The sequence below is a fragment of the uncultured Zhongshania sp. genome (genome assembly GCF_963975605.1).
Taxonomy (GTDB): domain Bacteria; phylum Pseudomonadota; class Gammaproteobacteria; order Pseudomonadales; family Spongiibacteraceae; genus Spongiibacter; species Spongiibacter aquimaris.
In genome coordinates this window covers 1-12835 of record NZ_CAXBHN010000010.1, presented here as the reverse complement: position 1 = coordinate 12835, position 12835 = coordinate 1, and the positions used below count along the sequence as shown (strand labels likewise).

Here is a 12835-nt window from a genome sequence, read left to right as displayed (position 1 = left end):
ATAGTATTTAAATTTTGCAGGGGGCAATCCCCAAGTCTTGGTCGAGACCTGTACTGTTAAACGGTGGGCAGTCAAAATACGTGTCCAATAGCTGACTGTGCAGGCTTGTACGACGCTAGCAACATTTGAAATATCAGGATAACTTAGGCCCAAGCGCAGCGTGACACAAAGCTGCACTCAAGCGGCAATTAGCCCCAAAGAGGGCCACTGCTATTTAAAAGCAATAATGTTAGCGCGACAGTTTGTAGTTCCAGCTAAGCTTTAACGTTTGAAAATCAAAGTCGTCATCAGTGCCCTGCGCAACAGTACCGCCGGAAGCCGGCGAACCGAAGGCCATAGTCGCGCCACTGATACCCAGGGGGTCATTACCACCACCGTCAAAACGGGTCTGAAAGTTTTCATTCCCCAAATTACTTAGACTGTACTCTAGGCCAAACGACATTCTTTCCGAGTATTGAACCTCAACGCCAATACCTACGGTGTACCCCGCTTGCCAACCGCTATCGTTACCGTTGTCACCACGAAATGCGCCGGAGTTACCCTGCCAAGAATACTCAACATCCCCATAGGCGAGGCCTGCTGTTACATAGGGCAGAATTGTGTCATTTGCAGCCCAAGCCAAACGCCCACGGAATGTTGCAAGCGTGTCGACAGTGCGCCGCTCTACGTAGGTCGCCGGAGTCGATGAAAATGCGCTTTGCTCCTGCGCCAGATCAGTTTTGGCAATATCAAAGATGACGCCATATGCCCAATTATTAACTCGCCAGTCAATACCGGCTTTCAGGCCGACAATATTCCCTGCATCAAATTTACCGTCAAAATTATCACCAAAAGCCGTGTTAATTGCAGCAGAGTTGTCGGTGCCATCTGCACGTCTGAATTCAAGCTCGCCACTGTCTCCCAGATTAAAACCAACACCGACATCAACGCCGACGTAAAACCCAGTCCAATTTTTCTCCTCTGCGTGTGCAGAGGTAGCAATTAAGGTTGCAGCGGTAACAACCGCAGTGGCACAGATATTACGCATAAATGTTCCTTCATCCGGCAAATTGAAAGGCAGCAGCATAGCCGCCCGAAGGTTTACGCGCGGTAGCTAAGACTGGATCAGATATGGCGGTTGGCGATGAACTGGAGGTATTCTTCCATCATGGCTGAGGTCATTTGGAGTAAACCGCGTGGCATTGAGTCGCGGGCGTATTCGATTTCTAGTTGCATGTCTTCACCGATCATTTGGGTGACTTCGCCCTGAAATTTTTTCGATCGAGAGGTCTTTTTCCGGTTGCTTGAGCTGCTCTGTATTCGCTTAAACTTTCTTTAATTGTTTTGTGGTGGGGTCAAGGGCTATTTGGCGTTGCGTGTGAAGCCTTTGTTAAAGGCGTGGAGTAACTCTCTGTTTCGAGCGAATTCTCGATCCACGGTGTTACACATGTTTTCTGTTAGTTGATCAATATTACGTTTGGGTTGCTTGCCGTTAAATAAATCGCTAATCACTGTGTGGCAGGCGTCGCTGGCGATGCTTTGGGTATCTCTACCAAGTTGATGGGCGGCGGCAAGGCTTAGATCCCAGTCAAAGTGATCGAGCACGGTTTGCTCGGTAAATAGAGAGTCGCTTACCGAGGGGATACGCTCGTAGTTACTGAGCAGGTATTGTAAGTCTTTTGCGTCTTTGCCGCGAAGGTTTGCGGGTCGGTCTAGCCAGGCAATTAGTTTTAGTAGGGCCATGCCGGCGGGAGTGACTACCGGGATATCGATGCTGGGGTTTTGCTGCACACGGATGATATCAGCGTGTTGGCAGGCCTCCTGAAAGCCCAGTACATTCATTGTCACCGCGCCGCTAGGTGGCCAGGTAACTTCGGCGTTGGTGTTTTCGATTGGGCCGAACGGTATGATATCGATGGCTTGGCCTTGAGGGCTGAGTAGTCGATGATGGGCGGTGGTTGGCTGGAAATCCTGTTCGATCAGACGGCTTTTTAAATGTTCAAAATCCTGCCAGTTACTGACTTGAACGCCGAAGTCGACATCGCTTGTGGCTCGTTCGATACTGGCGCCGTAACCGTGATGTAATACCAAGTCTCTGGCGGTTGCACCTACAACGATATAGGGAATACCCAACTCTGTTGTGATGCTTGCCAGCGCAGCGAATAATGCTTTTGCTGCTGAATCAATCTTCTTTGAGATATCCAATGATATATTGCTCATACAGCTTCCCTGCGGTTTCTCGGTTACGGACATCGCCGGTGTGTATTAAATCGGCGTAGACCAATATGGGGTGCGCTAGTCCTGGTCGCGCATCTGGCAGGTATTGTTCGGGCCAAAAGGGGCGATAAATTTGTACGACGTTTTCAGGGTCGTATTCGTTTTTGAGGCGTCTTCGTAACCGAGCTTTGCCAAGTAGCAAAGTGCCGGCTTCTTCGGGTAAATACACAGTCGCTACTTTTGGGTTGAGGTAGTTGGTGTATTTTTCGGCGGCAATTTCTCCCCCCCAATAGGCGCCGAAGTCCTCTATTTTTATGGTCGTCCACCAGTCGTGGCGCGGGGCAATAAACTCACCAAAAAAAAGTTTGGGTTTGAGTTTTTCGGGATAGGCCTCCACCCAGCGTTCAAGTAGTTTGGTGCTATTCATTAAGCGGCGTTTTCTGGTTTTACCTTGGTCTAGCAAATACCCTGCGGCTTTGAGGCCGTCGAAAACTTGGCCAACGGTTCCCAATGCGACGCCGGTTTGATCTGCTATCTGTCGATAGGTGTTGTCGGCAAGTGCTGGTTCACAGAGTAGGGCGAATACAACTTTGAGCCCGGCGGTGTCGAAGGCGCGATGAGTCTTTTCCGTTGTGGCAACATTCGCGTTAGTGATTTTATTGGCGGTTACCCAAGTGTGGATGGGCGGCTGATGAATATAGGCGTTGCCGGCAGTGTCAATAAACTGGATGTTTTGTTCGCGAAATTTGATCGCCATATTGGGATTGATATAGTCGGCGATCAGTAGGGTGTTTGGGGCGAGCTGCGCCATTTGATGGGCGATAACGCCCACATTGGTGTTCTGTACCCATTTTTTAACGGTTATGGGAAGCGTCCCTGCATTGAAGGGCAGGGTGATTTCGTCGCCGGTTTGCTTGTCGTTCTCGTGGTGGCGCGCTTTAGTTAGCTCTATCTTAAGCCCAGTTTCTTTCTTAAAGGCACGCAAAGCATTGGCAAGTAGCTGCTCGGTCTTGTTTTCAATTGTGATATCCATTTACTTGTGCCACTTTGATGCGCTATTTGTTCAAAAATTTATCATGTATTTTAATAATGAACAACATGATTAAATGAACATATTAAGAGGTTTATTTAATTGAATTTAGTCTTCCATTGTTTAAGCGCACTAATGGATTTCATATTTGTGCTTGCTATCGTATACCCATAAAAAACCCCGCACAAGGCAGAGCATCGTTTTTGTTGGTAGTGATTACTCACATTACCAAGTCAACGCCCCACCAGTCTGATACTCAATAACCCGCGTTTCAAAGAAGTTACCCCGGTTAGTAAATTCCACTTAGCCTTAAAAGAGTGGGCTCATTCTCGTCACTCGCAATTCGTCTTAGTCGTTAAAAACTCACGATACTAGTCACTATAATGGCTAGTATTTTGATTTTGTCACTATTTTTAGATATTGAAATGGCTTAATTTACTAAATTCTGGTGTTCGGCTCCTGGTCCGGATTAGTTATGGTGCTAGAGTAGCGCCACTATATTTTTAGTCATCATGATGGCTAATTAATTTGACTGATATCAATTTTTTAGCTATTTTAATGTCTTATTTATTGATCGGGGGTGTTTTGTGGATACCGCGACAATTGAAATTTATCGTGACGGTCAATGGCTGAAAGCCGCCACCATCTCTGTTGCTGGCCCCAGTCACCTCGATTCGTCTCGCCTGCAGTATGACGATGACTATGCGATTGCCCGTATTCAGGAGAATACTGAAAAGCCAGCAGGGCTGGGCTGCAATTATCCTGTTGAGCTATTGATTCGAGACATTGCCAGTTGGCCAGCATTTCTCTTGGATATTCTCCCCAGCGGAGCGGGGCGAGATCACTGGGTAAAGCGCCTGGGTATAAGCGATGGCCACCATGCTGACCTGGAGTTACTTCTGCATGGCGCCGGCTCGCCGCCGGGTAATCTGCGTATTCGCGAAGCGGTATTGGCTCGTGACCCCAATATGCAGGCGCCGGGGCCAGACGGTGTTGCAGTTACAATGACTGACCACCCAGGCTTCACCCTCGATGAGATTTGTGAGCGCCAAGAACATTTTATTGAATACGCTTACCAAAACGGTGCCCACACCTCTGGTGCCTCAGATGTGGCGGGCGTTGCCCCAAAATTCCTTATGGTGCTTGATGAAGCCGGTCGCTGGCATGCAGAGGGCGCACTGCCTGATGCGGCCATAGCCTCGTCGTGGCTAATTAAGTTTCCGCGTGGAAAAACCGACAGTGACCGGCAGGTGTTGCGTTTGGAGGCCACCTATATGAAGTTGGCCAAAGCAGTTGGTATTCGGGTACATGGCGAGCTGCAATGGACAAGAAACACCTTGCTGATACCGCGCTTTGACCGTCCTCGCACAACACACGGTCTTCAGCGTATTGGTATGGAGAGTTTATTGTCCTTGGCGGAAATTTGTCGCTACGGTGGGGAAGCAGGCGGCACACCCGCTCACAATGTTTTTCTCAATGCTCTGATCGCCCACGTCACTGACCCGCAGCGTGAGGTAACGGAGTACCTGAGGCGCGATTCTTTGAATATTGCTCTTGGCAACAAAGACAACCATGGACGAAATACCGCTGTGTTTCGCCATCAGGATGGTCGTGTCGAACTGACCCCATTATTCGATTTTGCACCAATGTATTTAGACCCCGAGGGCATAGCGAGAGTGAGCCGGTGGGAGGGCGATCAGGAAAAAGGAGGCATCCCAGTTTGGAACAAAGTGATTGCTGCCATGCCCGCAATGATCAATAAAAAGGTGCTCATTGCAGAGCTTAAGGCGTTTGGTCATCGCCTGGCGATGCTGCCTGACATTATGGCGCAGGAGGCAATTGAACCGGCGGTAATAGCGCAGCGCAAACACGCGATTGAGCGAGAGGCATCTGCACTCATAGACCTAGAGGTGATCTCATGAAACGCCCTAATAATCCCACCGAAAAAAAATTGGAACTGCAGCGGCAGCTCGCAGATGGCGAACTCACCCTGGGTCAAGCTGCGCGAAAAATGCGCAAAATTGTCGGCATGACCCAGGAAGAATATGCCAAAAATGTGCTGCGCATTGCACCGCGTGCGCTAATGGAAGTAGAGCGTGATAAGGGCAACCCAACACTGGAAACCCTGAAAAAAATTGCCAGACCTTTTGGGCTGGAGGTAGGGTTTATTATTCCTGCCTCGCGGAAGCCGAGTAAGGGCGCTAGTGAGAATGCGTGATTTATAAGTTGGGCGTTTTACTGTTACTCGAAATATTATAATTTTAATAATAGTGCGTGCATTAAAAGCTCGCGCTTACTTGCGCTAAAGCGGTCGCGTGCCTCGGCAAGTCGGAAAATTTGTACACCCCCAGAACCGGTTCCCCGATTGTGCGCCCTTTTTCGCTACGCGACTAATCATGGGTTTAGCGCATATAGGGCAATCGGGCGTCGTGGGGCGCAACGGCGTTATCTTGGCTTGAACGTTCGCAGTATTAACACTGTTCTTTTTCATCTGTTTACTGAGTTGCTGACCATCGATCAGCTTTACATTGCGGCCTTCAATAAAGCGTTTGGCATCGGCGGTAAACTGTCCGGTGGTTGCGACAAAACCTCCCACGGCTCCCTCCGCCGCCATGGCGCCGTAAAGCTCTCTTACAACCGGTACACCAACTTTGAGGGATCGCCAGTGCTTACATTGCACCAGATATTTCTCGCCACCTTTCCTTAGTACCAAATCTACACCGCCGTCGGCACCTTGCCTGCCGCGCTCTTCAACCTGATAACCTTGTTCCCTGAAGATGGCGCCAACTAGCTGTTCAAACTGCTGCCATGACAGCGTACCGAGGCCCTTGGGCTGGGTTCTGGTTTGCGCGAGCAAATCCTTACCGCGACGGCGTTGTATGAAACCCGCAAGGGCGCCAAATAGCAGCGCTGCTGGCACCAGGTATTGGCCGAACATTCCGAAAACTCGCGCTGCCTGTACAAACACGACCTTGGATAAATCATGCAGTCCAGTAGAGGCAGGCGGATCAATCAGGGAGAGTTGGTGTAAAACAATTGCGGAGCCAAAGGCGAGGACGAGGCTTAACTTCCAAGGAAGTTTTGCGCCTAGAGTAAAAAGATCTTCCATGATAGTGGATTTAGCCATCGCCTGTTCCTTAGCGGCTAGTTTAGTAGATGTAGTTTGCGTTAAGTTATAGGCTGGAACAAGTTGGAATTAACTTCGTTTCGCTGGGGTTTGAAAGACTAACGCCGACGTGCGTTCATGACTGTTCATGGGGCGATCTGATCTTTGGTTTTGGACTTGAAGCATAAATCAAAGACCTGACCCTCGAAGTTTTGTCGATTTGGAGTTGTTATGAGTGTTATAGCTAAATATCGCTGCCTGCAATGAGGCTTAAAGCCTAATTCTCTGTATAAAATCCCATTGAAGATTTTTGGTCGTTTGATGAATAAATTAAGAATTCTTGCAGGGCAAACCGCATTTGATCATATCCGGCAGCACGGCCTTCAACAGTCTGATGTCAGCGCCATTTTCGGTGCATCGGGCGCAGCGAAGTGGTTGGCGATATACGGATTAGATCGGGCGATATTTTCTGAATGGCTGACCGATATTGATCACCCCATTGATGTTTTTGGCACCTCTATCGGCGCCTTTAAACTCGCGGCGGCTTGTCGCCGTGATGCAGCGGCAGCTTTAGATAACTTGGCCACCGCTTATATAGAGCAATCTTATCCACACGGTATTACGGCCGATTACATCGACAAGGAAACAAAAAAGATACTCGACCTTGTGCTGGGCGGAGGCGGTAGTGAAGAGATACTCTCCCACCCTCAATTTCGATATCACTGCGGCACGGTATTGGCGCGTGGTTTACTGGGTAGGGATGCTGTTTTTAGCCAGAAAATCGCGATGGTGAAGGCCTTTTTGCTCAGCGGTTTGGGCCGCAATGCTAATGTTAGAGCGATGGAGCGCGTCATTTTTTCCGATGTCAGGGCCAATGGTGCAGTGCGGGCATCGGACCGGTATGTGACGCACTACGCCCCGCTGTCACCGCAAAATCTGCACGGCGCGGTTCAGGCCTCGGGGTCTATCCCGGTGATTATGTCCGGTGTTAGCGATATAGCCGGTGGCCCTTTGGGCACTCATAGGGATGGGGGCTTGTTGGACTACCACCCGCTACCGGGAAGTTTGTGGCAGGGCGGGGGCATCGTGCTATATCCGCATTTTTACACCGAAGTGACATCGGGGTGGTTTGATAAATACTTCTCGTGGCGAAAAACGCCCGCTTCACAGTTAGATAAGGCCGTGTTGCTAGCACCTTCAGATGATTTCCTAGCGTCCACTGAGTTGGGGCGCATCCCGGATCGTAGAGATTTTTTGCGGATGCAACATGATGATGGCAAGCGTAAACGGCTTTGGCAGGACTCAGCAACGCGCAGCCTGGAGTTGGGTGAGGAATTTTTACAGCTGGTTCAATCCGGTGATATTGCACAGCGGGTAGAATTAATTTAAGCATGCCAAACATAGCACTGCCCTGAATTGCTCATTGGGGAGCTCGCCTTGGGCCGCTTTTTTATTCTCGTTTGCTGCCCCCAAGACTGAACGCTGCCGGTAAGCGTTGCCGCCGTTGAGCCTATTTCGCTAACATTTTTAGTGTAGCGGTTGCGCAGAGCACCGTTCTATCCTCTACCGTTAGTGTGGCCCGGACAAAAGCCAGTTTGCGAGTGCGGTGAATGAGTTCACCATGGCCGGTGAGTAACTCGCCAGCGTTTGCGGGGCCAATAAACTGATTGTCACAGGTCACGGTTACGCAGCCTTCTTCTGTCGATTCCAAGCCCGCCAGGCACAGAGTGTAATCGACGAACGCCATCAATACTCCACCATGAACAATGCCGAACATATTGCAGTGCTTTTCCTGCAAGCACAGGGCGGTTTCTGACTTTGGCGCCATCGACTTAAAGAAAAAAGGACCGATATTGTCTTCGGCAGGATCTCCCGCCCAATGTTTGTAGCCTTCAGGGATCGAAGTCCATTGCATTTGTCATGCTCCCGTCAATTCGAGTAGAACGTTTAATGGGTGAGTCGGCGTTACTAGGTAGATCAGTATGGGCAACTGATATTACGTAGCTGTCAATCGCAAGGTCAACAGGAGGGATTTTACTCTGACCCTATTTTTTACGGAATCCACGCAAATTTTTACCCTGATCCCGAATACCTTAATGCTGGCCGCCTCGTAGCTTTGGTATGTCTGAAATTACGTTGGCTGTCTGCGCTCCTCTGCTGCTATCCTCTCCTTTCCTTGAAAAAGTTTTACGTTTTACATTATCAGCTGTAGATAAGGATATTGTATGGCAGCTCTCATTCCTCCCATCTCCTCGTGTCTGTCTAGAATGACCAGCGGCGAGAAGCGCGTGGCTAGACGTCTGGAGAGCCTGCTGGAAGATGATTACCTGTGTTGGTACGACATTCCTCTTGGAGACAAGCGTCGTTACCCAGACTTTGTCATCCTCCATCCCGCGCGCGGGCTGCTCTTTCTTGAGGTCAAGGATTGGAAGCCGGAAACGCTGAAAAAATTGACCAAGACAGAGGTGGAAATACTCACGGCCAATGGCCGTAAGTGGGTCGCAAACCCTTTGGAGCAGGCTCGGCAATGTAGTTATCAGGTGCTTAAAATACTCGAGCGAGACCCGCAACTATTGCAACAGACTGAAAAATATCAGGGGCGTCTGTGTTTTCCTTACGGCTGGGGCGTGGTGTTGACGAATATCAGTCGCTCTACGCTGGAACGGGGAATACCGGAACACCTGCGAGCAACGGCACTGCCGGACCATCTGGTCATCTGTAAGGATGAAATGACGGAGAGCGTTGATCCAGAGGTATTTCAGCAGCGTCTCTGGAATATGTTCAATTATCGATTTGGCGAAAAGTGTTGATTTGCATTTAATTTTGAACCAATTATCGTAAAAATTTGTAGGATGACCTGACCCACTTTAACGCACAAAAGACGCAGTTCTTTCAATGGTTTAAGCTGATTATAGCGGGTTACCTTTTTGTGCAACTAGAGGGTCAATATGAGATGCAAATTTACACCGAGAGCCATCGTGGTGGTGAAATATGGGATCAATTTAGCTCCTCGAAATTTGACATTGATAAGATCGAACTTGATTCACTTATCCAGCGGATGCGTGATTCTGGCATAAGTGAAGAGGACATGGGATACGTTGACGCTCGGTATCGCGGCGTTTCGTGGGAAGAACTTGCGGCGAAGCATGGTGGAACACCCGATAAGTACAGAAAGCGAGTGCGGCGAATTTATGATCGGCTAATTTTAGGTGGATAGGGTGCTAATACTCCGATTACCTTAGCTATTCATGTCATCTAAAAACTCTGATGGCAACTCCCCGCTGGTAACAAGAAGCCTATCCCTTGCCCTAGTGCAGGCCACATAAAGCAAGTGTCTTTCTGTATCGTATACCTCTTCAAGATCGGCGTTATCTGCGACTGCTTCGATACGCTCCTGAGACGGAATAATTTCATCATCACAAGCCATCACCACTACGGCTCTAAATTCCAGGCCTTTAGCCAGGTGCATTGTGCAAATTGATGCGTATCCGTGAGCAAGCTGTATGTAACTGTCTAGCTGCTTGTGGGTGATCCCTGCTTTTTCAATTGCCGATACAGCTCTTGGTATTTCCTTATCTGAACGAACAATCAAGCCAATTTCATGAGCCTCATATCCGTCACCAGAAAGCTTCACCAGCCAATCTGCAACAAACTCGATTTCATCTTCGTGGGAATCAAAATTTCGAATGGTCGGCTCTGGGCCGTTGAATACTGAGACGGTACTGGTTCGATCATCATCGTAGCCATCAACATCTGCAACACTAGGGCCAAGCAAACGGTCTGACTGCATCCTTATCTGGTGCGAAGTGCGGTAATTCACGCGAAGCGTTTTAGACCTGCCGCGAATATCAACGCATAGGGATTTCCAGGAGAATGCCTGCTGGAATATGCGCTGGCCTAAATCTCCTGCAAAGAACAATGCATTTGGCTTTGCACCACCGAGCGCAGCAAGGAATCTAAGCTGCGGAATACTAATGTCTTGGGCCTCATCGACAACTACAAAATCAAAGGGACTGTTTTTCTTTTCTTCCAGGGAATGGGTTAAATCCAGGTATATGCCAGCCATAGATGCTGAATTAGTCTCAACCAATTCAGCATTAACCTTTTCAAATATCGTCCATAAAACTTGTCGCTGGGTTTCGGCCAGTCTGGTTTTTCGGCCTAACCTTTGAACGCCTTTGTATTCATCCCACGCAATGATCTGCCATGCATCGACCACCTGAAGCCATTCCTCGAAAATGAATGCCGCCGAATAGCGAAGGCCCTCAATACCGTGGGAATGCTTCGAGACGAGTTCAAATAGCTGCTCTCGGTTGAGTAATTTTTTATTACTGACGTTGAATTTGTGGAGACGGACAGCGATAGAATCCATAGAATGGATTTCCAGGCGTTCTGCCAGTCTTGGTGTATTTCCAATCAGGTGTTTAAGCTTTTCTTTTAGCGCATTGGCCAGCGTGTCGGAGAAAGTCGTAAGCAAAACGCGCGCGTCAGCATTCTCTCTCGCCAAATGCACCGCGCGGTGCAATGCCACAATAGTTTTGCCAGTTCCAGCGGAGCCGGAAACACGAGCAGGCCCATTAAAATCTTTCTCGACCAGTTCTTGCTGATCTGGGTGAAGGAATACAGTCCACTTCTCCCATGGTGCATCAAGTGCACGCTCCAGCTCTTCCGTGTCGACCATGGAACGGAATCTGCGCTGCGCATCAGGGTGCTCGAATGGATTGCTCTCTGGTGAAATAACTATTGGTGCTCTCGGCGATCCACCAACGGCGATTTCAATGAGGGCTTCTGCTGCTTCTGCGGGAAGGTGATCAGACAATTCTAATATTGAATCTTCATCGGATGCCTTTACATCGGCCAACCACTCTGGCGGCACACCATATTCCAGTAACTTGTCATCATCAAAAGCATCAAAAAGCAGAGGCTTGGGCGGTGGGGTAGATTCCACATTGACATAGTAAGGTACGCGTATCTCTTCGACGCGCTCTCTGATTTCAACAAGCTGGGCGGCCCCTGTTTTGGGGTGCGTTTCCAGTTTGCGCTTTTCGGCCCATTTATAGGCATCATCGTGATGATCGACATAGCAGAGCAATAAGCTCGCTTTAGAGCGATGCACAATGATACGTATGTCTCGATTAACCCGCACTGACCAGAAATTCTTATCCTGAGCGCGATCCAGCTTATGGAAGCTATTACCTGGATTTTCAGGATTCATTTGTAGATCAAAGGCCGTTGTTTTAACGGCCTTTTGCTCATCGCCAGTCAGTTTGGCGAGGCTACTGGTAAATGAATCTGATATGCGAAATTCCATGGCCAGCCTCTCTTTATACCCTATAAACCTTCATGACTTCATCACCAAGATGGTTAATGACTTTGACGGCTATGCGTCCGTTCTTGGGTTTATCAAATGGCCGCGATATATCACTATTTAGCGTATCCCAAGCTTCTTGATTGATTTCAGCCTTCAGGGTCGTTTTGAGCGACTTGTATGGGTCATTCGCACCGAGGAAGTAGGCCTGGCGAACGAAGAAGCTCTCTTCGTTGTAGTCTGTGTCGATAAACCAGCAAGCAATGCCTTCTGCGCCATCGCTACGCACTTCGCCAGTATTGGGGTGAAATACATCAACGCCGTTGATTTTGACTTGAATTTTGTCGTCTTCGGCTTCCAGTACATCTATGTCCGGCTCACCGAAGATAACAAACAGATTGCCTTTACCTGTGTTTTTCAGGTCATCAGCCATGTGCAGGTCGGCATTCATGCGAGCCTTCAGCACCGGAACGCGGCCAAGTTTTTCAAACTCCGTTGAGTGCGCATCGTAGTTAAAGGCGCAAGCGATCAGCACATCAAAACCAGCATCGGCGGCTTCTCTTGCTGACTGAACTAGGTCGGGACGAGAAACAGTGCCGAATTCCGGCCCGATAAATATCGCGGCGCGTTTTTCTGTTTCAGTTTCGTCAATATATTTGCCTTCGGCGCAGACCAAATCGCCTGGCCAAGGAGACAAGGATATAAAGTCAATTTTGTCTTGCTTGTTGGCCTGCTGAACGCCAGCGGTTTTGAGATTTTCAAGAATGATCTGAACGAAGTCTTGCTCGTCATCAAATTCTTCTTTCTGATCTGTAGGGTCAATCAGCTCGTCATCAATGCCTACCGTTAAAGCTCTATGCGGAGAAAGGCTCTCTACAGTGAACGGCCCAGCGACACGAACCTTTTTATTGTCTTCATACGGCTTGTCATAGAGGTATTCAAAGTCGGCTTTTGCTGCGATGGACGCATCTATTTCCCTCTGCCTAGCAATTCGCTTTTTCCACCAACTACCATGTAGCTTCTTTGCTTTTTCTGACCAGTGGTTATCTTCTAGCCTGGGAATTTCCCATTCTTGCCATGACTTACCAAGTTCGTTGTTTAACTGTTCACGTATGGACTCAAGCTCGTCTTGGAGCCTATTGTTCTGGTCAACAAAACCGGACACATTAATTTGCTAATTTCTCATACTGAACCG

At 48.8% G+C, this 12835-nt stretch carries 11 protein-coding genes and 1 pseudogene; 4 read left to right on the top strand and 8 right to left on the bottom strand.

Features of this window, described 5'->3' with window-relative positions:
• Positions 1-229: 229 nt before the first annotated feature.
• From AAC007_RS10195 to AAC007_RS10180, 4 genes and pseudogenes are all read right to left on the bottom strand, one after another.
• On the bottom strand, positions 230-1027 hold the full coding sequence (locus tag AAC007_RS10195; protein WP_339676477.1) for an outer membrane beta-barrel protein: 798 nt from the start codon (positions 1025-1027) through the stop codon (positions 230-232).
• 86 nt (positions 1028-1113) lie between these two features.
• Positions 1114-1299: pseudogene (locus AAC007_RS10190) on the bottom strand (ribonucleotide-diphosphate reductase subunit beta); the annotation flags it as partial.
• Positions 1300-1341: 42 nt separating this feature from the next.
• Positions 1342-2199 (bottom strand): nucleotidyl transferase AbiEii/AbiGii toxin family protein, encoded by an 858-nt coding sequence (locus tag AAC007_RS10185; protein ID WP_339676475.1) that lies wholly within the window; start codon positions 2197-2199, stop codon positions 1342-1344.
• Positions 2162-3229, bottom strand: coding sequence for a type IV toxin-antitoxin system AbiEi family antitoxin (locus tag AAC007_RS10180; protein ID WP_295875157.1), 1068 nt, complete (start codon positions 3227-3229; stop codon positions 2162-2164). The genes AAC007_RS10185 and AAC007_RS10180 overlap by 38 nt, the downstream gene beginning before the upstream one ends.
• 584 nt (positions 3230-3813) lie before the next feature.
• Between AAC007_RS10180 and AAC007_RS10175 the strand changes: the two genes are divergently transcribed.
• Positions 3814-5148: a HipA domain-containing protein gene (locus tag AAC007_RS10175; protein WP_339676473.1), complete on the top strand. Its 1335-nt coding sequence runs from the start codon at positions 3814-3816 to the stop codon at positions 5146-5148.
• The gene (locus AAC007_RS10170) at positions 5145-5444 is read left to right on the top strand and encodes a helix-turn-helix transcriptional regulator (RefSeq protein WP_339676470.1); all 300 of its coding nucleotides are present in this window, start codon (positions 5145-5147) and stop codon (positions 5442-5444) included. The genes AAC007_RS10175 and AAC007_RS10170 overlap by 4 nt, the downstream gene beginning before the upstream one ends.
• An 84-nt stretch (positions 5445-5528) precedes the next feature.
• Here AAC007_RS10170 and AAC007_RS10165 read toward each other — a convergent pair whose 3' ends face one another.
• The gene (locus tag AAC007_RS10165) at positions 5529-6353 is read right to left on the bottom strand and encodes a restriction endonuclease (protein ID WP_339676467.1); all 825 of its coding nucleotides are present in this window, start codon (positions 6351-6353) and stop codon (positions 5529-5531) included.
• Positions 6354-6653: 300 nt separating this feature from the next.
• On the opposite strand from AAC007_RS10165, the gene AAC007_RS10160 reads away from it, so the two are divergent.
• Positions 6654-7721: a hypothetical protein gene (locus AAC007_RS10160; RefSeq protein WP_339676465.1), complete on the top strand. Its 1068-nt coding sequence runs from the start codon at positions 6654-6656 to the stop codon at positions 7719-7721.
• A gap of 121 nt (positions 7722-7842) precedes the next feature.
• Here the strand turns inward: AAC007_RS10160 and AAC007_RS10155 are convergent, their stop codons facing one another.
• The gene (locus AAC007_RS10155) at positions 7843-8247 is read right to left on the bottom strand and encodes a PaaI family thioesterase (RefSeq protein WP_339676463.1); all 405 of its coding nucleotides are present in this window, start codon (positions 8245-8247) and stop codon (positions 7843-7845) included.
• 310 nt (positions 8248-8557) lie between these two features.
• Between AAC007_RS10155 and AAC007_RS10150 the strand changes: the two genes are divergently transcribed.
• Positions 8558-9142, top strand: coding sequence for a nuclease-related domain-containing protein (locus AAC007_RS10150; RefSeq protein WP_339676462.1), 585 nt, complete (start codon positions 8558-8560; stop codon positions 9140-9142).
• A 428-nt stretch (positions 9143-9570) separates the two neighbouring features.
• Here AAC007_RS10150 and AAC007_RS10145 read toward each other — a convergent pair whose 3' ends face one another.
• Both AAC007_RS10145 and AAC007_RS10140 read right to left on the bottom strand, forming a co-directional pair.
• The gene (locus AAC007_RS10145) at positions 9571-11547 is read right to left on the bottom strand and encodes a 3'-5' exonuclease (RefSeq protein WP_339676459.1); all 1977 of its coding nucleotides are present in this window, start codon (positions 11545-11547) and stop codon (positions 9571-9573) included.
• 109 nt (positions 11548-11656) lie between these two features.
• The gene (locus AAC007_RS10140; protein WP_339676457.1) at positions 11657-12805 is read right to left on the bottom strand and encodes a hypothetical protein; all 1149 of its coding nucleotides are present in this window, start codon (positions 12803-12805) and stop codon (positions 11657-11659) included.
• Positions 12806-12835 lie beyond the last annotated feature (30 nt).